At 68.5% G+C, this 20,651-nt stretch carries 17 protein-coding genes; 12 read left to right on the plus strand and 5 right to left on the minus strand.

What is annotated here, in order from left to right; translation table 11 throughout:
• Positions 1-104 precede the first annotated feature (104 nt).
• Entirely contained in the window at positions 105-1,268 is a 1,164-nt protein-coding gene (locus E4P24_RS15985; protein ID WP_188148762.1) for a pyridoxal phosphate-dependent aminotransferase, read from the plus strand.
• A gap of 45 nt (positions 1,269-1,313) precedes the next feature.
• On the opposite strand, the gene E4P24_RS15990 is transcribed toward E4P24_RS15985, so the two are convergent.
• Entirely contained in the window at positions 1,314-3,416 is a 2,103-nt protein-coding gene (locus tag E4P24_RS15990) for a histidine kinase N-terminal 7TM domain-containing protein (protein WP_115803853.1), read from the minus strand.
• Positions 3,417-3,564: 148 nt separating this feature from the next.
• Between E4P24_RS15990 and E4P24_RS15995 the strand changes: the two genes are divergently transcribed.
• The 7 genes from E4P24_RS15995 (at position 3,565) to E4P24_RS16025 (ending at position 13,285) form a co-directional block, all read left to right on the plus strand.
• Positions 3,565-4,155 (plus strand): TetR/AcrR family transcriptional regulator, encoded by a 591-nt coding sequence (locus E4P24_RS15995; RefSeq protein WP_006600907.1) that lies wholly within the window; start codon positions 3,565-3,567, stop codon positions 4,153-4,155.
• Complete coding sequence (locus tag E4P24_RS16000; protein ID WP_004064615.1) at positions 4,152-5,618, plus strand: MATE family efflux transporter; 1,467 nt, start codon at positions 4,152-4,154, stop codon at positions 5,616-5,618. The genes E4P24_RS15995 and E4P24_RS16000 overlap by 4 nt, the downstream gene beginning before the upstream one ends.
• Positions 5,619-5,998: 380 nt before the next feature.
• Entirely contained in the window at positions 5,999-6,916 is a 918-nt protein-coding gene (locus E4P24_RS16005) for a DUF106 domain-containing protein (RefSeq protein ID WP_188148763.1), read from the plus strand.
• A 104-nt stretch (positions 6,917-7,020) separates the two neighbouring features.
• Complete coding sequence (locus tag E4P24_RS16010; protein ID WP_115803851.1) at positions 7,021-7,482, plus strand: hypothetical protein; 462 nt, start codon at positions 7,021-7,023, stop codon at positions 7,480-7,482.
• Positions 7,483-8,352: 870 nt separating this feature from the next.
• Complete coding sequence (locus E4P24_RS16015) at positions 8,353-9,075, plus strand: hypothetical protein (RefSeq protein WP_188148764.1); 723 nt, start codon at positions 8,353-8,355, stop codon at positions 9,073-9,075.
• Between the two features lie 184 nt (positions 9,076-9,259).
• A complete protein-coding gene (secY, locus tag E4P24_RS16020) occupies positions 9,260-10,726 on the plus strand; it encodes a preprotein translocase subunit SecY (protein WP_004064623.1) in 1,467 nt (488 codons plus the stop codon).
• A gap of 123 nt (positions 10,727-10,849) precedes the next feature.
• Complete coding sequence (locus E4P24_RS16025; RefSeq protein WP_115861982.1) at positions 10,850-13,285, plus strand: amino acid permease; 2,436 nt, start codon at positions 10,850-10,852, stop codon at positions 13,283-13,285.
• Positions 13,286-13,291: 6 nt separating this feature from the next.
• Here the strand turns inward: E4P24_RS16025 and E4P24_RS16030 are convergent, their stop codons facing one another.
• The gene (locus E4P24_RS16030) at positions 13,292-14,143 is read right to left on the minus strand and encodes an ABC transporter permease (RefSeq protein ID WP_188148765.1); all 852 of its coding nucleotides are present in this window, start codon (positions 14,141-14,143) and stop codon (positions 13,292-13,294) included.
• A complete protein-coding gene (locus E4P24_RS16035) occupies positions 14,140-15,123 on the minus strand; it encodes an ABC transporter ATP-binding protein (protein WP_115803848.1) in 984 nt (327 codons plus the stop codon). Before E4P24_RS16035 ends, E4P24_RS16030 begins: the two co-directional genes overlap by 4 nt.
• A 107-nt stretch (positions 15,124-15,230) precedes the next feature.
• On the opposite strand from E4P24_RS16035, the gene E4P24_RS16040 reads away from it, so the two are divergent.
• From E4P24_RS16040 to E4P24_RS16050, 3 genes are all read left to right on the plus strand, one after another.
• Positions 15,231-15,998, plus strand: a complete 768-nt coding sequence (locus tag E4P24_RS16040; protein ID WP_004064627.1) for a V-type ATP synthase subunit D — start codon at positions 15,231-15,233, stop codon at positions 15,996-15,998.
• Between the two features lie 64 nt (positions 15,999-16,062).
• Positions 16,063-16,851 (plus strand): rod-determining factor RdfA, encoded by a 789-nt coding sequence (gene rdfA / locus E4P24_RS16045; protein ID WP_115861988.1) that lies wholly within the window; start codon positions 16,063-16,065, stop codon positions 16,849-16,851.
• Entirely contained in the window at positions 16,848-18,629 is a 1,782-nt protein-coding gene (locus E4P24_RS16050; protein ID WP_188148766.1) for an archaea-specific SMC-related protein, read from the plus strand. Before rdfA ends, E4P24_RS16050 begins: the two co-directional genes overlap by 4 nt.
• 42 nt (positions 18,630-18,671) lie before the next feature.
• Here the strand turns inward: E4P24_RS16050 and E4P24_RS16055 are convergent, their stop codons facing one another.
• Complete coding sequence (locus E4P24_RS16055) at positions 18,672-19,388, minus strand: hypothetical protein (protein ID WP_188148767.1); 717 nt, start codon at positions 19,386-19,388, stop codon at positions 18,672-18,674.
• A 58-nt stretch (positions 19,389-19,446) separates the two neighbouring features.
• A complete protein-coding gene (locus E4P24_RS16060; RefSeq protein ID WP_115861992.1) occupies positions 19,447-20,058 on the minus strand; it encodes a hypothetical protein in 612 nt (203 codons plus the stop codon).
• A 200-nt stretch (positions 20,059-20,258) separates the two neighbouring features.
• Here E4P24_RS16060 and E4P24_RS16065 point away from each other — a divergent pair, with 200 nt between their 5' ends.
• The gene (locus E4P24_RS16065) at positions 20,259-20,498 is read left to right on the plus strand and encodes a hypothetical protein (protein ID WP_004978002.1); all 240 of its coding nucleotides are present in this window, start codon (positions 20,259-20,261) and stop codon (positions 20,496-20,498) included.
• The last annotated feature ends 153 nt before the right edge of the window (positions 20,499-20,651 follow it).

Consider the following 20,651-nt stretch of genomic DNA (forward strand, 5'->3'; position numbering starts at 1 on the left):
GTGGTACGTCGGCCTCATCGCATTAAAACGTTCGTCGGGGTGGGCGACCCGGCGCGTCGAGCGCGTCCGCCAAGCTTCTTGTGTCAGCCAGTCCCATCCCACGTATGCCGACACCGTCCCCCTTTTCTCGACGCATCGGGAGCGAGCGCGTCGCGGGAACCCGCGAGTCCGTCATCCGGGAGATGACCCGCGAGGCGCACGAACACGACGCCATCAACCTCTCGCAGGGGATTCCCGACGAGGACGAGACCCCCGCGAGCGTGAAGGAAGCCGCCAAAGCCGCAATCGACACGTCGAGCCAGTACACCATCACGTGGGGGCTGCCGGAACTCCGCGAGGCGGTCTCGGAACGCTACGCCGACTGGAAGGGCGTCCGCTACGACCCCGAAACGGAGGTCACCGTCACCACGGGCACGAGCGAGGCCGTCGTCTCGACGCTCCTCGCGCTCTGCGACCCCGGCGACGGCGTCATCTACTTCGAGCCGACCTACGAGAGCTACATCCCCGCCGTCCAGTTCGCCGGCGGCGAGCCGATGCCGCTCGACATCACAGACGGCCTCGAACTCGACGCCGACGCGCTGTGGGACGCCGCCGAGGACGCGTCCATGCTGATTCTCAACCACCCGCACAACCCGACGGGAAACGTCTTTTCGCCCGCCGAACTCGAACTCGTCGCGGAGGTCGCCGCCGAGGAGGACCTTATCGTCGTCACCGACGAGATATACGAGCACATCGTCTACGCCGACGACTACGTCAGCCCCGTCGAAGTCGACGGCCTCGCCGGGCGGACCGTCGTCTGCACGGGGCTGTCGAAGACGTACTCCGTGACGGGGTGGCGCGTCGGGTTCGCGCTCGCGCCCGAACCGCTTTCGGCCGAGTTGCGGAAGGTCCACGACTACACGAGCATCTGCGCGCCGACGCCGTTCCAGCGGGCGGGCGTCGAGGCGCTGTCGCTCCCGGCGGACTACTACGACGACCTCTCGGACGCCTACGAGCGCCGCGGCGAACTGCTGTACGACGGCCTCCGGGAGGTCGGCCTCGACCCCGTGAAACCGGACGGCGCGTACTACATGCTGACGCGCTATCCGGGCGACGCCGACGACACCGAGTTCGCCCACAGACTCGTCCGCGAGGCCGGCGTCGCGGTCGTCCCCGGGAGCAGTTTCTACACCGAGGGCACCGCCGACTGGGTCCGGTTTACGTTCTCCCGAAACGAGGCGACCATCGAGGAGGCGCTGCGGCGGCTCGACGAGAACCGCTTTTGGTAGCTCGGCGGCGGTCCAGTAGCGGCCTAGTCGGCCAGTGGCCCGCCGTCAAGCGTCGTCCGACGACGCCGGCCCCGACTCCTGCGCCGAGTCCCCGGCGCGCTCGACGCCGCGAATCACGAACCGCGCGCCGGCGTCCGCAACGTCCTCGTAGCCGACCGACCAGCCGTGAGCGTCCGCGATGGTGCGGACGATGGCGAGGCCGAAGCCGGTGCCGTCGTCGGCCGTCGTGAAGCCGGATTCGAAGAGCTTCGGGCGGTCCGCCGGCGGCACGCCGGGACCGTCGTCCTCGACGAAAAAGCCGTCGCGGGTCGCGCCGACCGTGACGGTCACGCCGTCGCCGACGTGTTCGACCGCGTCACCAGACGCAGTCTGGTTGCCCGTGGAACCATGTTCCACGGCGTCGTCGGGAGAATCCCGACTGCCCGTCGAGCCGTGCTCGACGGCGTTTCGAAACAGGTTCTCGAACAGCTGGAGGAGCCGGGTCCGGTCGGCGGCGAACGACGCGCTCGCTTCGATATCGAGCGTCGCGGCCCCGGTTTCGACGTTCGTCCACGCTTCGGCCGCGACGGCGTCGAGCGAGACCGTCTCGTGTTCGTCGACCGTCCCGCCGCGGGCGAGCGCGAGCACGTCGGCGATGATTTCGCCCATGCGCTCGTGAGCCGCCTCGATTCGCTCGACGTGGTCCGGGTCGGGGCGGTCGGCCTCCTTCACCAGTTCGAGGTAGCCCTCCGCCACGTTCAGCGGGTTCCGCAGGTCGTGGGAGACGATGTTGGCGAACGTTTCGAGCTGTTGTTCGTGCTTCCGTCGGTCGGTCACGTCCTGGGCGTTGACGACGACGCCGCCGACGACGGGGTCGTCGAGGAGGTTCCGACACCGGACGCCGAAGACGCGCCACCCGCGAGTCGAACTGCGGAACCGGAGTTCGGCGGTGGCGTCCTCGTCGGGGCGCTCCAACGCCTCCCGAAACGTCTCGATGGCGGCGTCCTCGTCGTCGGGGTGGAGGAACCGCCGCAGCGACCGCACCTCGCTCGGGTCCTCGTCGGTCCCGAGCGTCTGGGCGGCCGAGTCGCTCAGATAGGTGACCGAGCCGTCGGCGTCGAGGACGAAGATGAGGTCGGAGGCGTTCTCCGTGAGCGCGCGGAACCACCGCTCGCGGACGCGGCGCTCGGTGATGTCGTGGAGGATGTGCAGGTGGCCGCGAACCGCGTCTCGACCGTCGGTCACGGCCGACCGGTCGACCTCGAAGTGCCGCGCCTCGCCGTTGTCGTCGACGACCCGCAGTTCCCCGCCGGATTCGAGCGCCTCGACGGTCTCCGGGTCGAACGCGTCGGCGACGGGCGAGCCGAGCGGCGGGTGTGAAACGTCGAACAGCGCCCTCGCCGCCGGGTTGCTGTCGGCCAGTCTGCCCTTCCGGTCGACGACGAGGACGGGGTCGGCCATCCGCTCGATGACGAGGTCGCGCGCGATGGGGCTGATGTCGAGGATGCGGTACCGCGAGAGCCCGACGGCGAGCAGCGACGACGTGGCGGCGAACGAGATAGCGATGGGGTTCGCGGGCGAAAACGGTATCAGGAGATAGACCGCGCCGACGACGGCAGGGATGAGGGTTGCGACGAACAGGACCAGCGCCTGCTTCCGGTATATCTGTCGGCTCCGGAGACAGTGGACGCCGAGGACGACGAGCGCGGCTCCGATGGCGACGTAGCTGTAAACCACGTCGACCCAGAACAGCGGCCCGGGAACGACCTCGGTCGCGGTGATTCCGCCGACGGTCGCAAACGACAGCGACTCCCACAGAAGCGCGTGGACGCCGAGGGCGTTCGTCGCCACACCCGCGATGGCAAACGCGGGCCACACGGCGAGCAGCGCGGCGGTCCGCCGCGAGACCCACCGCTCGTAGCCCGCGATTTCGAGGGCGAAAAGCAGGGTGAAAAACACCGACGACTCCGCGGGAATCGGCTCCAGCGCGAACCACAGAAGCCGGGTGAACGGCGAGTCAGCGAGGAGGAGAAACGCCTCGAAAAGCGACCAACAGCCGGCGCTGACCGTGAGGGCGATGAACCACCGACCGCTCGGTTCGTCTCGGTATCGCCACCCGTAGCTCGCGACGCCGGCGGATATCACGGCCGCGAGGAAGAGCGCACCCACGTACGGTGACAACGAGAAGGTCACTACTACGTCGGTAGCCGACTCGGCTACTTAGAGACACCGGCAGTCGGACGGCTGTGGGATTCTCTGACGGGGAGATTCGCGGTCCAAAGCCTCTTAACTGACCGGTTAGTAAGCCCGACAGAAGATGGACGCAGAGACCAGAGCCGAGATACTCGAAGCGACCAATCGGGCGCTCTGCGAACACGGGTACGCCGGCCTCACGGTACAGCGAATCGCGGACGAGGCGTCGGTGACGAGCGCCGCGATTCACTACCATTTCGACACGAAAGAGGAGCTTTTGAACGCGTTTCTCGACGACTTAATCGGGCGGTTCGAGTCGGAGCTGTCGTGTGAGTCGGCCGACCCGCGGACGCGACTGAATACGGTTCTCGATGCGGTGTTCAGCCCGAAGAACCCCGGAGCGGACGGCTTTCCCGTGGCGGTCATGGAACTGAAGGCCCAAGCGCCCTACCACGAACTGTTCCGCGAGCGCTTCCTCGACTTCGACGGCGTGATGCGGGAGGTCGTCGCAGACATCGTCCGCGACGGCGTCGACGGCGGAGAGTTCGACGAGACCGACCCCGAGAAGATTGCGCGGCTCATCACGACCATGAGCAACGGCGCGCACGCCCGCGTCGTCGCGCTCGACGAACACCCCGCAGAGACCCGACGAATCGTCGAGGACGCGCTGGAACTCCACCTCGGCTGGCGGCCGGACGCGAGGGCGGACGAATGAGTCTGTTCAAGGGGCAAGACGAGCTCAACCTCACCGAGGGCGGCATCGTCAAGCCGCTTCTCTACCTGTCGCTACCCATCGTCGTCACGAACCTCCTCCAGACGGCGTACAACCTCGCGGACACGTTCTGGCTCGGCCAGTACTCGACGGAGGCGCTGGCCGCCATCTCGTTCGCCTTCCCGATGGTGTTTCTCCTCATCTCGCTCGGGATGGGGCTGTCCGTCGCCGGAAGCGTCCTCGTCGCCCAGCACACCGGGGCCGAGGAGACGGACAAAGCCGAGTACGCGGCCTCACAGACCGTCACGTTCGCGTTCCTCGGCTCCGCGATGCTCGGCGCGTTCGGCTACCCGCTCGTCCGACCGTTCCTCGATTTCCTCGGGGCCTCGCCGGACGTGTTGCCGGGCGCGACGGCCTACATGCAGGTCATCGCGCTCGGCCTGCCGTTCATGTTCGGCTTCTTCGTGTTCATCTCGCTGATGCGCGGGGCGGGCGACACCATCACGCCGATGCTCGTGATGTTCGGGACCGTCGTCCTCAACGTCGTCCTCGACCCGTTTTTCATCAACGGATGGGCACTCGGGCCGGTACAGTTCCCCCGACTCGGGATTCAGGGCGCGGCCATCGCCACCGTCATCTCGCGAGTCCTCGCGATGGTCGTCGGCATCGCCATCATGGTGTCGGGGTCCAGAGGCATCCAAATCCACCTCACTGACATGCGACCCGACTTCCGATATCTGCGGAAGATTCTCCGCATCGGCATCCCCGCCAGTGTCGAGGGGACGGGTCGCGCGCTCTCTATCAACGCGCTTCTCATCGTCGTCGGGCTGTTTTCGACCTCCGTCGTCGCGGCGTTCGGTATCGGGACCCGCGTGTTCTCGGTCATCTTCCTCCCCGCTATCGCCGTCGCCCGCGGCGTCGAGACGATGTCCGGCCAGAACATCGGCGCGGGGAAGTACGACCGCGCGGAGCAGGCGAACTACGTCGCCGCCAAGGGGCTGTTTTTCGTCCTCGGCCTGCTCGGCGTCGCCATCTTCTTCGTTCCCGAACCCATCGTCTCGGTGTTCACCACCAACGCCGAGGTGCTCGACGTGGGCGCGGAGTTCCTGCGATACGTCTCGCTGTCGTTCGGCTTCATCGGCATCATGCGGGCGTTCACCGGCGGCTTCCGGGGCGCGGGCAAGACCCTCATCGCCGCGGTGATATCGGTCGTCACGCTCGCCGGCATCCGGCTTCCGGTCGCCTTCGTCGCGTCGCAGGGGCTCCTGCCGACCGACGTCTGGTTCCTCGGGAGCACCGACGTTCGGGGCATCTGGATCGCCTTTTTCGTCTCGAACGTCGTGGGCGCGGCCATCGCGTGGCTCTGGTTCCGCCGGGGGACCTGGCGCGAGGGCGACGTCCGCGGGACGCCGGCCGGCGGCGAGTTGGAGAACGACGACGTGGAGCTATCGAGCGGGATGGACTGAAAGGCGGGTCGCTGTCGCGGACCCGCCGGGTATCGACCACCGAGAACCGGGCGACCACGGCCGCAAATCGGGTCGGCGGGCGAACACCACCGTGTCCGGAGTAAATCGAAGCTCCAGTTGTCGTCGGAGATAACGGGAGGCGACGAACTGTCGACCGGTGACCGCGAACGACCCGTTCGAAGGTGTGTGCCGCAGCAGAGACGATACTATCTGTGTCGCGTTGTTACCGATAGCTCTATCATGTTCGCGTCTCAAATTTGAGAGGGCAGAGTCGAGGCGGCCGTGACGGCTCGCGAGACTCCCCCAGCGGGCCAGCGCCGGCACGGTCGGTTCCGGCGGAGGGAAGCGTTGATAACGACCGCTCGAATAGGGGCGAGTGAATGCCCGCAGACTCTTTAGAGACGTTACTGGACAATCCGGCGATGCGGGAGGCGGTCTCGGTCGTCGTCGAACGGTCGAAACGGGGGACCGAAGAACTCCGCTGGTGCGACGTGAACGACGCGCTGTCGAGCGGTCAGTGGGGCCGCCTCATCGAGCGCGGCGTCCTGACCGACGCTGCCGCCGGCGGCTTCGTCCTGTCCGACCCGGGCCGAATCGCCTCGAAACTGCAATCGCGCGACCCCGGCGTCGAGGGCGGGAGCGACGACGCCGACTCGTCGTGGTCTCGGTGGGACAGACTCGGCGCGCTCGGCGTCGTCGTCCTGTTCGCCGGCTACTGGAACGCCGGCGTTCGAAACGCGGTCGCCGGCATCGACAACGTCGTACTCGGGGCGCTGGCGCACTCGATACCGTTCTACGCCGTGGTCATCGTCCTCGCCGCGGCGACCGGCCTCTACTCGACCGTGATGCAGGACCGACTGAAGGACACGGAACTCCTCGAACGCCACCAAGCCCGGATGGACGACCTGAAGTCGCGCCGGGAGGCGGCGAAAGAGCGCGGCGACGACGACGCGCTCGAACGCATCGAGGCGGAGCAGATGGAGGCGATGGGCGACCAGTGGAGCGTCATGAAAGCGCAGTTCAAGCCGATGGTCTGGATAATGCTCGTCACCATCCCGGCGTTTCTCTGGATGCGCTGGAAGGTCCGCGGCGGCCACGTCGCCGCCGACTCCGCGCACGTGATTCTCCCGCTCGTCGGCCGGGTGGGCTGGCAGGACGCCGTCTTCGGCCCCATGCCCGCGTGGATTGTCTGGTACTTCCTCTGTTCGTTCGCCGCCAGACAGCTCTGTCAGAAGTTCCTCGGTATCGACCCCTCCGGGACCGTTCGCTCGGACTCGGAGTCCACGACCTCGTCCTGAGCGACGCGAACTGCCCCTCGAAACTCGCATCGAGGGAGTTGTGACAACCCCTGAGTGATTTTCAAATCGGTTCGTATAAACCGACGCCGCGACGAGAGTTCGACATGGACCGCGAGGAATCCGAGCGGCGAGAGTCGAGCGGCTCGCCCGCGACGACGCCCGAACTCGTCGAAAGCGAAATCGAGGCGCTCGTCGAGTACGTCGAAAACGGTCGGGCACGCGGAGCGCCGAGCGGACGCCGCAACAGGGGCGAGAACCGCGACGGCGACGGGGACGGTGGAGGCGGAGACGGGGGCGAAGGCGAAGGCGACGACCCCGGCGACCGAAACGGCGACGCGCTCGACCGTGAGGCGGCGATAGAGCGCTTCCGCGGGCCGGACGAGGTGCTCACGCGAGTCGTGCCGCACGCGGGCTACCTCGAAATCCACAAGCGCGCGCCGTGCGCCGAGGGCTGTCCGTCGTGCCCGCACGGGCCGGCCGTCTACCACGTCCGGTGGGAGCGCCACCCCGGCGGAGAGGACCGGCTCCATTGGATTCTCATCGGCCCCGAGGTCGGCGCGAACTGAGTTTCCGTCGCCGGCTCCGGGGTCGGCTCAGCTGTCGCCCGCCGCGGTTGAGCGCCACCCGCGAGTCGGACTGCACCCGCGCACCAGTGCACCAGCGCTCGCAGGGGAGACGCATCGCTCGCGTTGTGGAGCATTCGAGTCACTCTTGCGCGGGAAGGCGTGTCTGTGTCGCGTCGAACAGCCGGGCGACGAGCGGCCGCGAAGCGGGTCAGGGGGTGGCCACGCGCGAGCGCGACGTGCGTCGTGACGACGCAGCCGCCCGCGACGACGCCGACCCACATCAGGAGGTGACCCGCGCCGGGGTCGAACGACACGCCGACGAGCCACGGTCCGACGAAGGTGCACGCGGACTTCGTGGCGTCGGAGAGGCCGCCACGCGCCGCGAGCGTAACGGGCCGGGACAGGCGACGCCCAACAGGAGGGCGCTGACGACGGCGTCGGCGTCGTCCGCCGGGGCCGCGGAACACGACGGCCGCGACGGCGAGCGCCGCCGCCGACGCGAGGTCGGCGCCGAGCGTCGTTCGCGCGAGCGAGCGTTCGACCGGCAATCGCGGCTGCGGACTCGTCATGGCTGTCGACCGCGCACCCGCCGACGCGATGCCGAAACAAGGGGGAGTGCGCCGGATGGGGTGTCGCGTGTCGAAGCGGTCAACGGTGGCGACACCGGGCAGGCTAAACCACCGAAGGGGCTGTCAGATCGAAGACGACGGATAGCAGTTGGCCGCTTCGTGGCCGTGAAACACGGCAATCGGTGGTTTGGCGTGGACGCTTATAGTCTTTTTCAAGGACTAATCTTTCGGAACAGCCGACAACCACTTAGTGATTGCCAAACCGAAAACGACACCGCGGCTGCCCGACCACACCACACCGATGAACCGCGCTTCCGTCGCCCGTTTCACTCGTCTCGTCACCGCAGTCGGGGCCGCCTTCGTCCTCGCCGGACTCGCCGTGCAGGTCACGACGCTTCGACTCGGAGTTCCGCACTTCCAGTGGGGGCTCCGAGCCGCGAGCGACGCCGAGGTGCTGGGCGTCGGCCTCTGGTGGGTCGCCGTCGCCACCCGCCTCGTCGGGCCGCGGCGCACCCAACGACGTGTCGGCCGGGAACGCGACCCGACGCGGCAGGCGGTCTACGTCACTCGCGGGCTGCTCGACGCGCTGTTGGACCGGGCCGCGAGGGCCGAACCGAGCCGCGAATCGCTGTCGCTCGGCACGACCGCCGCGGGCGAGTTAGACGGGGCGGAGTCGCTCGACGCGACCCGACCGGTGTTCAGCCATTTCGTCCACCCGAGCGCCGGCGCGGCGGTCCGGGGCGTCTTCGGCGTCGACCTCTCGACCGCGCCGGGGCGGACGCCGGGGCAGTTCGTCTCGCACCCGTGGGGACCGCTGGCGGCGACGAAGCGCGACACGCTCCGCGAGGTCGTCCTCGTCGCGGTCCCGCCGTGGGACGACGACTGCGTGGCCGCGTTCGACCGTGCGGGGCGGCGGCGTCCGCTCCGCGTCGTCGACGCCGAGCCGTGCGAGTCGTTCGACGAGGCGATTTCGGCGGCCGGTCCCGCGGCGTCTCCGCCGACCTCCTCGGCGGCGGACGGATAGTCACCGCATCGATACAGTTATACACGACGGCTGGCCACGACTGACTGAACCGCCGATTCGCGAGCACAGCGACGGCGTCCGGTGTGGCCCCCGTGCGGCCCCCCGTTCTGACGCCGCTCGCGTAGTGACGACGCCGGTCGGCGCGACAGACCATGCAATCGCCAACAGCCACTCGCAATCGACCATGAGTTGGAAAGACACCGCAGCGCCAGTGCTGAGTCGGATGCCCGCCGTGGCCCGCCCGGAGGGTCACGTCCCGTTCCGCCGAAAGCTCGGCTGGACCGCCGGGATTCTCGTCCTGTACTTCTTCCTGACGAACGTCACGCTGTTCGGCGTCGGGACCGGGAGCCAGGACGTCTTCGGACAGTTCCGCTCCATCCTCGGCGGGGGACAGGGAACCGTCCTCCAGTTGGGTATCGGTCCCATCGTCACCGCGAGCATCGTCCTCCAACTGCTGCAAGGCGGGGACTTGCTCGGCCTCGACACGGACGACCCGGGCGACCAAATCCTCTATCAGGGCCTCCAGAAACTGCTCGTCTTCGGGATGATTGCCCTCCAAGGCCTCCCCATCGTCTTCGCCGGGGGCTACCTCCCGGCCGACCCCGCGGTCGCGAGCGCTCTCGGCGTCGGCGCGGTCGGCGTGAAGTGGCTCATCTTCGCGCAGATATTCGCCGGCGGCGCGCTCGTGTTGTTCATGGACGAGGTCGTCAGCAAGTGGGGCGTCGGCTCCGGCGTCGGCCTGTTCATCATCGCCGGCGTCAGCCAGCGTCTCGTCGGCGGCCTCTTTGCCGACCCCGCCATCGGCGCGTCGACGACCGGCATCGTCTCCGAGTGGGCCCACGTCCTCGCCGGAACCGAGACGGTCCCGTCGCTCGCGACGGCGAGCGGGGTACAGGCGCTCCTGTTCGGCGTGGGGGGCGTCGTCCCGCTCGTCACGACGCTGCTCATCTTCGGTATCGTCGTCTACGCCGAGAGCGTCCGCGTCGAAATTCCGCTCTCGCACGCCCGCGTCAAGGGCGCTCGCGGTCGCTTCCCGGTGAAGCTCATCTACGCGAGCGTCCTGCCGATGATTTTCGTCCGCGCTCTGCAAGCGAACGTCCAGTTCGTCGGGCGCATCCTCAACAGCCAGTGGGCCGGCATGCCCGCGTGGCTCGGTCAGTACACGAGCGGGCAGGTCACCGGCGGCCTGTTCTACTACCTGAACCCGATTCACGCGCCCAGCCAGTGGATGTGGTGGCTCGGGTCGGCGTCCCAGGAGCCGTGGCAGATTCTCGTCCGCGTCGCCATCGACCTGACGCTGATGCTCGTCGGCGGGGCTATCTTCTCCATCTTCTGGGTCGAGACCGCCGACATGGGCCCGGAAGCGACCGCGCGGCAGATTCAGAACTCCGGGATGCAGATTCCCGGCTTCCGCCGCAACCCGCAGGTGATAGAGCGGGTCATGGAGCGGTACATCCCGCAGGTGACGGTCGTCGGCGGCGTCCTCGTCGGCCTGCTCGCCGTCATGGCGAACATGCTCGGCACCATCGGCGGCGTCTCGGGGACCTCGCTCCTCCTCACGGTCTCCATCACGTACAAGCTGTACGAGGAAATCGCGGAGGAACAGCTCATGGAGATGCACCCGATGATGCGGACGATGTTCGGCGGGTAGCGCGCCGGAACGCACCCGGTCGAAAAACACCCGCATGCTGCGGGTGAGAACCCGGCGACGGCGGCTCGAACGCGGCCCGTCGCCCATCGGGCTTTTTCTATCCGGCCTTCGAGGGTTCACCTGATGGCCGACACGCAATCGACCGCGGGGAGCGGCGACGCTCCCCCTGAGGAGTCGGTGGAAACGGAGCTCTCGCGCGACATGAGTCTCGCCGACATCACGTTCATCGGCGTCGGCGCGATGATTGGCGCGGGCGTCTTCGCGCTGACCGGGTTCGCGGCTGGGCTGGCCGGCCCGGCGCTCACGGTGGCGTTCGTACTCAACGGGCTGGTGGCGATGTTCACCGCCGTCTCCTACGCCGAACTCGGGGCGGCGTTCCCCGAGGCGGGCGGCGGCTACCTCTGGGTGAAAGAGGCGCTGGCCGACCCCAACGGCTTCTACGCCGGGTGGATGAGCTGGTTCGCCCACGCCGTCGCGTGCGCGCTCTACGCCGTGACGTTCGGCGTCTTCCTCACCGAGTTCTTCGTGGTGTTCGCCGGCCTGCCGGACGGGTTCGTCCTGTTCGGACTCGTCGACCGCCTGCTCGTCGAGAAACTGCTCGCGGTCGTGATGGTGCTCGCGTTCGCCTACATCAACTACCGCGGGGCCGAGGAGACGGGGAAGGCGGGCGTCGTCGTCACGACCATCAAGATTCTCATCCTCGGCGTCTTCGTGGCCTTCGGCATCCTCGCGACGGTGCGCGAGCCGAACTGGACGGCGACGTTCCTCGATAGTCCGTCGTTCGCGCCCAACGGCCTCGTCGGCGTCATCGGCGCGATGGGCTTCACGTACATCGCCTTCGAGGGCTACGAGATAATCGTCCAGTCGGGCGAGGAGGTCGTCGACCCCGGCACCAACGTCCCGAAGGCGGTGTTCTACTCGATGGCAATCGTGGTCCCCATCTACGTCCTCGTCGCCTTCGCGGCCATCGGCGGCATCGACGTGACCGCCGAGCTCGCGGGGCGCGCGGGGCTCACGACCGCCGCGCCGACGTGGCAGGTCCTCGGGAACCTCGGTGAACTCGGCATCATCGAGGCCGCCGGACAGTTCGTCCCGTACGGCGTCCCGCTCCTCCTGTTCGCCGGGCTCGCGGCGACGATGAGCGCGCTCAACGCGACCATCTACTCCTCGTCGCGGGTGTCGTTCGCCATGGGCCGCGACCGCGTCCTTCCGGGCTTCTTCGGGCGCATCCACGACGACAAGCGGACGCCCCACTGGGCAATCGGGCTCTCGGCGGTCCTCATCGGGCTCATGGCCGTGTTGCTCCCCATCGAGAGCGTCGCGGCCGCCGCCGACATCATGTTCATCTTCCTTTTCATCCAGGTGAACTGGACCGTCGTCAAGATGCGGGCGACCCACCCCGACCTCCCGCGGACGTACGAGATACCGTACATGCCGTGGCCCCCGCTCGTCGGCATCGTCCTCCAGTTCATCCTGACGCCGTTTTTGCTCCTCGAACTCGGGCTGACGCCGGGACTCGGCGCGGGCTCCGAGGGCTTCGTCGCGCTCGTGACCACGGCCGTCTGGATGGCGCTCGGACTCGTCGTGTACTACGGCTACTCCGAGGGCAAGGAGGCCGAAAAGCTCGAAGCAGAGACCCCGACCGTCGTGACCGAGCGCGCCCCCGAGCGGCGCGAGTCGCAGGTGCTCGTCCCGATTGCCAACCCGGAGAACGCGGCGCAGTTGATGCGGACCGCCATCGACGTGGCGCGCGACCGCGACGCCGAGATTCTCGTGATGAGCGCCGTCGAAGTGCCGTCGCAGACGCCGATTTCGGAGGGGCGGCGGTTCGTCGACGAGAAGCGCGAGACCATCGCCGCCGTGATGGAGCTGGCGACCGACGCCGGCGTACCCGTCGGCGGGACCGTCAGACTGGGCCACGACGCCGGAACGGCCATCCTCAACACAATCGAGGAACACGACAGCGACGCGGTGTTGATGGGCTGGCGCGGCCGGGGTCGCCGCCGCGACTACATCCTCGGGAGCAACGTCGACGAGGTCGTGACCAAGGCCCCCTGCGACGTGCTCGTCGAGCGCATCGGCCCGACGGACGGCGAGGTGGATTCGATTCTCCTGCCGACCGCGGGCGGCCCGCACGCCGAACTCGCCGCCGAGGTGTGCCGCGCCATCGCGCGGACCAACGACGCCACGGTGCACGTCATGAACGTCGTCGCGGCCGACGCCGGCGAGCGCGACCGCGAGGACGCCCAGCGCCGGGTGAATTCGACGGCCGCGGCGCTCGGTGACGACGAGTTGGTGACGACCTCGGTCCGCGAGGGCGACGACGTGGCGGCGACCATCGTCGCCGCGACCGAGGCGTTCGACCTGACGGTCATCGGGGCGACCAGAGAGGGCCTGCTCCAACAGCTCGTCTTCGGCGCGATTCCGGAGACGGTCGGCCGCGACGCCGCGAGCACGGTCATCATGGCGAAGCGCGACCTCGGCATCATCTCGTGGGTGACGCGGTGGTTCAAGCGCCGCCGCGACGACGACCACGTCCCGAACAGTGGCGGCGAGTGAGCGGCCTCACTCACGCCACGGAAGCAGTCGCGCCGAGAGCGCGAACAGCGCGACGGTGAAGCCACAGAGGACAGCGAGGTCAAAGACGGCGGTCAGGAGTTCGCCGCCGGCGACCGCGGCGCGAACGCCGCGCGCGAAGTAGGTGAGCGGGAGCGCGTCGATAACCGGGCGGAGCGCCGCTGGGAGTCTGGACGCGGGGACGAACGTGTCCGCGAGGAGGACCATCGGGATGCCGACGGCGTTGCTGGCGGCGATGACGCCGTCTTCGGAGTCCGCGAGCGAGCCGACGAGGGAGCCGAGCCCGCAGAACAGGGCGATGCCGACGACGAGAAAGGCGACGACCAGCGCGTCGCCGCCGAGCGAGGGGGCCGCGCCGAGGTCGCCGACGGCGGCGAGGACGCCGACGAGCAGGACGCCCGCGAGGCCGATGAGCGCGACGTTCACGGCCGCGTGCGCGGAGAGCCACTCCAGACGCGAAAGCGGCGTCGTCGCCAGCTTCTCGAAGCGGCGGGACGCCCGGTTTCGCGCGACGGTGCTTCCGACCCGCGACAGTGGCGTCAACACGACGACGACGCCGAGATACGCGGGCAGATAGTAGGTGTCCGAGCGGGAGAACAGACCGCCGGTCGCGCCGGTCTTGACGAGGACGCCGAAGATGAGGACGATGAAGACGGGAAAGAAGAACGTGAAGAAGACGGCCGTCCGCCGCCGGAGAAACGCGCGCGTCTCGGCGACGGCCTCCGCGCGGACCCGGCGGGTCGCCCCGGCGAGAGCGCGCGACCGACCGCCGTCGCCCGTCTGTTTCGTCTCGGCCGCCGGGGACGCCTCGTCCGTTCCGCCCGCCTCCGTCGCGCTCATCGCGTCACCCCCGCGTCGCCAGCGACGCCCGCCGGACCGGCGCTCGCGATGCAGTCGTGGCCGCGCTCGCTGGCGAGGTTGAGATACACGTCCTCCAGCGTCGGGTGGACGAGACTCACTTCCTCGTAGGCGATATCGGCCGCGTCGAGATGGTCGAGCATCGCGGTCAGGTCATCGGGACCGGCGTCGAAAAAGCGGTACTCGTAGTCGCCGTACCGGCGGCCGTCGAGGGGCGTCGCGTCGAGGTCGAGCGCGCGCGGGCACTCGGTCCGGACCGCGAGTCGGGTCTCGCCGCCGAAGCGCTCGACGAGGTCCCGGGGCGGACCGACGCGGACGAGTTCGCCGTCGGTGAGAAGCCCGACGCGGTCGGCGAGGCGCTCGGCTTCGGCCATGTAGTGCGTCGTGAGCACGACGGCGGTCCCGTCGTCGGCCAGCGAGTCGACGAGGTCCCACACGTCGCGGCGACCAGCGGGGTCGATGCCGGTGGTCGGCTCGTCCAGAAACAGGAGTTCGGGGTCGTTGACGAGCGCCGCGCCGACGCAGACGCGGCGCTGTTGACCCCCCGAGAGGTCGGTGTAGGCCGTCGCCGCGTCCTCGTCGTCGAGGCCGACTCGGTCGAGCACCTCGTCGACCGGTCGCGGGTCGGGGTAGAGCCCGGCGTAGTAGGAGACGAGTTCGCGGCCCGTGAGTCGCCGGTGGGGTGAGAACTCCTGGGGGAGCACGCTCAGCCGCGAGCGGTCGACCGCGGTCGGGGACTCACCGAACACCCGAATCGAGCCCTCGGTCGGGGTTCGCGTCCCCGTCAGCAGACCGATGAGCGTCGATTTCCCGGCTCCGTTCGGACCGATGAGCCCGAACACCTCCCCGTTGCGAACGTCGAGCGACACGTCCCGAACCGCGACAGTGTCGCCGTACTGTTTCCGCACGGCCGTCGCCGTGACCGCCGGGCGCGTCGACTCGGCGGCCGCGTGTCTGGACATACTCGTGTTCGAGTCGATGTTGACAACTGCTTAGTCCTTGTCAAATAGGCCGGGTACGTGTCGGTGACACAACTATATCAACCGTCGGGACGACCGTACCGTAGACAATGCCAAACCGGCGACACCGGCGGACGGCCCCGACGCACCGCGAGTTGCTCTCGGTGACCGACGAGTTAGCGCTCGCGCGGAAGGGAGAACGCATCCTCGAACGCCGACGCGACAGTCTCGTCTTCGTCCTCCTCGACCTCTTGGACCGGTGGACGGAACTGCGCCGCGAGACCGACGAGGCGTTCCGCGAGGCGACGGACCTCCACGTCTGGGGCGCAGAGCGGGAGGGCGAAATCGCGCTTCGCACGCTCTCGGAGGCGCGGAGTTCTCACACGGAGCTCATCATCTCCGAGACGAAGCTCGTCGGGCTGACCGTCCCGTTCTTTCTGAGCACGTCGGCGCGGCGGTCGCTCGACGGGCGAGGGTACGGCGTCCTCGGTACGAGCGCGCTCGACGACGAACTCGTCGGCTCCTACGAGTCGGTCGTGGAGGACGTCGTCAGGCTGGCGGAGATGCGGGCGGTTCTCCTGCGCCTCCTCGCGGAGATTCGGCGGCTCCGGCTCCGCGTCAACTACCTCACCCAGCGGCTCATCCCGGAGTTGGAGGTGGAAAAACGGTATATCCGCCGATACCTCGACGAGCGCGAACAGGAAGAGCGCTTCCGACAGTTCCGGACCAAACAGCGCAACGAACGACGGCAAGCGGAGCGACGGGAAGCGGAACGGCGGAAAGCAGAACAGCAAGAAAACGAGCGACGGGAAGCCGAGCAACAAGAAAACGAGCGGGGGGTGGAGACGCGACGAGCCGACGGCGGCGACCGCGACTGAGACGAGGTCACCCGCCAAGCGTAGTCTTATTACCGTCGCGCCACCAGTTCCGTGCAACGAGACAATGTGCAAGGTCGACGTGGCAATCGAACGGTACGGACTCGCCGCGCCGACCGGCAGGTACGACTCCGTCGACGACTATCTGCTGGCGCGGTGGACCGGGGCCGACGGCGGCGAAAGCGAGGGGTACAAGTCGCTCACGACGTGGTTCAACAAGCGACTGCTCGCGCGCGTCTACGAGCGGAACGGTCGCGACGTGACCGACGTGCGCCTCGACGCGGAGTACGAGGCCCTCGTCGGTGACGACGAACTCGACTACGGCGACGTGGCCGCGGACCTCGCCACCGACGACATCGACGCCGACGAGGTGACGGGCGCGATGGCGTCGTGGAGCACGATGCGACGCCACCTCAACGACTGCCTCGACGGCGAGAAACCGACCGTCGAGGCGTCCTCGGACTGGGAGCGAAACAGCGTCGACATCGCGCGCGAGACGGTCGTAGAGAAGGCCGAATCGGCGCTCGCGTCGCTGGGGAAGAAAGGGCGACTCGCCGGGGCCGAGGACGCCGGCGTCGACGTGCAGGTGAAGGTGTCCTGCGCGGAGTGCCCGACGCGGGTCCCGCTCGAAGACGCGCTCGACCGCGGGTTCGTCTGTCAGGAGCACCACGCCGGTGCCGACGAGATGGCCGAGGAGGCCGTCCGCGAGACCGGCGTCGCGCCCGACGGCGGGGCCGACTCGGGCGGGCGGCTCCGGGCAGTGCTCCCCATCGGCGCGCTCTCCAGCGCCGGCCTCGCGCTCAGCGAGTACACCGGGACGGCGCTCGAACTCGTCGCGGCCGCCGGAATGGCATGAGCTGGTACCTCGACGTGGAGCACGTCGCCGGGATTCGACGCGGGAGCGCGACGCTCGAACCGGGGTTGAACGCCGTCCGCGCGAGCAACTGGCAGGGGAAATCGAGCTTTCTCGCCGCGATAGCGACCGTCCTCGGGACGGCGTCGCCGCTGACCGAAGGCGCGACCGAGGGGCGCGTCTCGCTTTCGACCGACGACGGGGAGTACGCGGTCGAGTTGACCCGAGACGGGAGGAACGTCCGGACGACCGGCGAGCCGTATCTGTCCGCCGAGGCCGACCGCGTCTGCGCCGACCTGTTCGCGTTCCTCGGCGAGGAAAACGAGATTCGGCGGGCCGTCCGCGAGGGAGACGACCTCGAACCCCTCCTCACGCGACCGCTCGATTTCGAGGATATCGACGCGAACATCGCCGAGGCGCGCCGCGAGCGCGACCGCGTGGACGAGGCGCTCTCGGAGGCCGAAGACGCGGCCGACCGCCTGCCGACGCTGGCCGGGCGGGTGTCGGAACTCGAAGCCGAGGTCGAGGAGTTAGAGGCGAAGCGCGCGGCGGCCGACGCCGCCGGCGGAGACGAGACGCGCGAGGCGCTCAGCGACGCCCGCGCGGAGCGCTCCCGCGTCCAGAGCCGCATCGACCGACTCGAATCGACCGCCGAGCGGGTCCGAGAACAACTCGACGCGCGCGAGGAGGAACTCGACGGACTCGACGTGGAAGACGACGAGGAACTGGCGCGCGAACTCGACGCGGCGAAGCGGGAACTCGACCGGCAGGAACGCGATATCGAGCTTCTTCGGGGCGTCTACGACGCGAACCGCCGCGTCGTGGCCGAAGACCGGACCGAACTGCTGACCGACGTGACCCACGGCGTCGTCGACGACGAACTCGCGTGTTGGGTCTGCGGTGCCGAGACGGACGCCTCGTCGGTGACCGAGCGACTCGACGACCTCGCCGAGCGTATCGAACGCCGAACCACGGCGGCCGAAGCCAGCCGAGAGCGCGTCGAGGAACTCACCGAGCGCGTCGAGTCGCGCGAGAAGCGACGCCGACGCGAACGGGAACTTCAGACCGAACTCCGAGAGCTCCGCGAGCGCCGGTCGGACCTCGAACGCCGCCTCGACGACGCGCGCGAACGCGACGCCGAACTCGCCGAGCGTATCGACGACCTCCGCGAGCAAATCGAATCAGATTCCGAACATGTGACCGATATCGAAAGCGAACTGAAGTACGCGAACGCGCGTCTCGACGACGCGAAGTCGGAACTCGAATCGGCTGAATCGGAGGCCGAAAAGCTCGAATCACTGCGTTCACAGCGACAGTCGCTGACCGAGGAGATAACCCGTCTCCGGCGGCGAAAACAAGAGATAAAGAAAGAGACACGAGACGCGTTCGACGACGCGATTCGCGAAATCGTCCCGCTGTTCGAGACGGGGTTCGAGAGCGCGCGGTTGACGAGCGAGTTCGACCTCGTCGTCGCCCGCGACGGCCGCGAGGCGTCGCTGGGCGCGCTCAGCGAGGGCGAGGTCGAACTCCTCGGGCTGGCGACGGCGCTCGCGGGGTACCAGGCGTTCGACGTGGCCGAGCGCGTGCCGGTCATGCTCGTGGACCGCCTCGGCGGCATCGCCGACGAGAACCTCGGTCGGCTGACCGAGTATCTCTCCGGGACGGCGACGTATCTCGTGATGACGGCGTATCCAGAGCACAGCGCCGTCGAGGGGAACGATATCGACCCCTCGGAGTGGTCTGTCGTCTCGGACTCGGCCGCCGCACGGGGAGCCGAATAAAGCCCGCGACGGGTCAGCGGTCGTATTCGGAACCCGTGTGTCTCACTCCAGCGTGAGCGAAAAGCCCCACGCCGCCTCCTGTCTCCCGCCGTCGGACCCCGAGAGCCCGCCAGTAGCGAAGTCGGCCTCGAAGCGGAACTCCCCGACCGGGAGACAACTCGCTTCTTCGCCCTCGGACTGGGCGACGCCGTAGAGGTCCACCAGTGCCGACTGTGATTCGCCGGGGTCAAGCGAGAGAATCCGATACTCCTCGGTCACGGCGATGTTGTCTTCGAGCCGCCAACAGCCCGCCTCGACGGGGTACTCACCGCCCGCGGGGAGGAAGATGAGGTCGTTCGTCGTGTCCGAGACGTACTGGAAGAAGACCGTTCTTCCCTCACCGACCTCGACGACCTCGTCGCCGGTGTTCGTCAGCGTGATGCGGACCTGCGGCGGGTGCTCGTCGGTCGCGAGGTCCTCCGTTATCTCGATGTCGTGTTCGACGGGCACGTCGGGCGCGTCGTCGACGCTGACCAGTGAGATGCCGGGACCGCCGGACGGGCGGGTGCCGCCGGCTCCGTCGTCGGTGCCGTTTCCGTCCGGAAGGTCGTCCGTCGTGTCCGTCGGCTCGTCGGTCGTGAGGTCGTCAGTCGGCGTGTCCGTCCGTTCGTCGTCAGTCGGCGCGCCGTCGTCCGACCCGCCGTTGCCGACACAGCCGGCGAGGAGGCCAAACGAGAGGAGGGCGGTCGAACCGAGGACGGTGCGTCGTGTCAGGGACATACCCAGTAGTCGTCGCGGACGGGAATAACCCTACGCGAGAGTCAAATCGCGATTTGAGTCACGGGGCGGCGTCGCGGTGGCGGCGGTAGTGCTCCCACTCCGCGTCGGTGCCGTAGTGGACGACCAAGTCGGTCGCGGTCTGCTCGGCGACACCGGACGCCCGCGTGAGCGCGGCGGTGTTCCGTTCGAGCACCGCGGCCGCGACGGCGTCCGCGCTCCCGAAGTGGTCGAAGAGCGCCCGCGAGACGCGGTCGCCGGCGTTCGGGACCGGCGCGCAGGCCGTCCGGATGCGCGCCCGCTCGGCCCGGTCGTCCACGCGCTCGACCCACGTCTGCGTCCACGCGGCGACCGCCCCGCGCTCGGCGTCGGACGCCGGCGGGTCGAACTCTCGGACCGAGTCGTCGACGACGCCACCGAACCGGGCCGAGACGGAGAGACCGCCGGGGTGCGGGAGGACGTGGACGCCCGGCGAGTCGCCGGAGTCGACACCGACGAGCACCGCGGGGACGGCCTTCTCGAAGCGGAGCGCGAAGTTCGCCGGCCGCGGCTCGCCGGGCGGGTAGATGACCCACTCGTCGCTCGGCAGTTCGACGCGCTCCGGAAGCCAGCCGAGCGCGTCGCTCTCGGCCGGGGTGGCGTCGTCAGTCGCCGGGTCTGTGTCGCGTGTCACGTCGGTCCCTCGGTCCGGGGCGTCGGCAATCGACGCCTCGACGTTCGTCGGGTTGAGGGTCCGACGGAGAACTGATAAGACACGCGGTTGTGACTGACGCGCGACGCGGAGTGTCGCTCCCGACGACAGCTCACGACCCGACCCAGACCGCGATTACTCACACCCGGTCGCTCAAGTATGTCGAGCACGAACGCGTCTCTATGCCCGTCGTAGAAGTCAATCTCCCGGACGAACTGCTCGTCGAGTTCGAACAGCTCGTCGACGAAGAGTTCATCAGCGAAGAACAGGCCGTCGAGGAACTCCTCTCGATGGGAATGGACGCCTACGGTGCCCCCGTCGACGACGAGGACGGCGTCCAGTCCGACTTCGTCCAGAGCGCCCAGAACAACCTCTTCGACACCGCCGGCGACCCCGGCGGCCTCGACGACGACGTGCTCTGAGGCGGCGGTCAGCCCGCGCCATCTGAGTCGTCGCCTCGCGCGGCACCGCGCCGAACTGCTAACTGTTCTTTGTCTTTCGGTCGAGAGCGACTGCCTCGCCACCTCGGTCGGTTCGTCCCGGGGCGACAGTTTCGCCAGTCCCCCGGTATGCTG

Origin of the sequence: Haloferax sp. AS1, assembly GCF_014530665.1 — an archaeon.
Lineage (GTDB): Archaea > Halobacteriota > Halobacteria > Halobacteriales > Haloferacaceae > Haloferax > Haloferax volcanii.

What these genes read in the sequence shown, in the direction of transcription:
- E4P24_RS15985 (WP_188148762.1), top strand. Translation starts at nt 105, where the DNA reads ATGCCGACACCGTCCCCCTTTTCTCGACGCATCGGGAGCGAGCGCGTC.
- E4P24_RS15995 (WP_006600907.1), top strand. Translation starts at nt 3,565, where the DNA reads ATGGACGCAGAGACCAGAGCCGAGATACTCGAAGCGACCAATCGGGCG.
- E4P24_RS16000 (WP_004064615.1), top strand. Translation starts at nt 4,152, where the DNA reads ATGAGTCTGTTCAAGGGGCAAGACGAGCTCAACCTCACCGAGGGCGGC.
- E4P24_RS16005 (WP_188148763.1), top strand. Translation starts at nt 5,999, where the DNA reads ATGCCCGCAGACTCTTTAGAGACGTTACTGGACAATCCGGCGATGCGG.
- E4P24_RS16010 (WP_115803851.1), top strand. Translation starts at nt 7,021, where the DNA reads ATGGACCGCGAGGAATCCGAGCGGCGAGAGTCGAGCGGCTCGCCCGCG.
- E4P24_RS16015 (WP_188148764.1), top strand. Translation starts at nt 8,353, where the DNA reads ATGAACCGCGCTTCCGTCGCCCGTTTCACTCGTCTCGTCACCGCAGTC.
- secY (WP_004064623.1), top strand. Translation starts at nt 9,260, where the DNA reads ATGAGTTGGAAAGACACCGCAGCGCCAGTGCTGAGTCGGATGCCCGCC.
- E4P24_RS16025 (WP_115861982.1), top strand. Translation starts at nt 10,850, where the DNA reads ATGGCCGACACGCAATCGACCGCGGGGAGCGGCGACGCTCCCCCTGAG.
- E4P24_RS16030 (WP_188148765.1), bottom strand. Translation starts at nt 14,143, where the DNA reads ATGAGCGCGACGGAGGCGGGCGGAACGGACGAGGCGTCCCCGGCGGCC.
- E4P24_RS16035 (WP_115803848.1), bottom strand. Translation starts at nt 15,123, where the DNA reads ATGTCCAGACACGCGGCCGCCGAGTCGACGCGCCCGGCGGTCACGGCG.
- E4P24_RS16040 (WP_004064627.1), top strand. Translation starts at nt 15,231, where the DNA reads ATGCCAAACCGGCGACACCGGCGGACGGCCCCGACGCACCGCGAGTTG.
- rdfA (WP_115861988.1), top strand. Translation starts at nt 16,063, where the DNA reads ATGTGCAAGGTCGACGTGGCAATCGAACGGTACGGACTCGCCGCGCCG.
- E4P24_RS16050 (WP_188148766.1), top strand. Translation starts at nt 16,848, where the DNA reads ATGAGCTGGTACCTCGACGTGGAGCACGTCGCCGGGATTCGACGCGGG.
- E4P24_RS16055 (WP_188148767.1), bottom strand. Translation starts at nt 19,388, where the DNA reads ATGTCCCTGACACGACGCACCGTCCTCGGTTCGACCGCCCTCCTCTCG.
- E4P24_RS16065 (WP_004978002.1), top strand. Translation starts at nt 20,259, where the DNA reads ATGCCCGTCGTAGAAGTCAATCTCCCGGACGAACTGCTCGTCGAGTTC.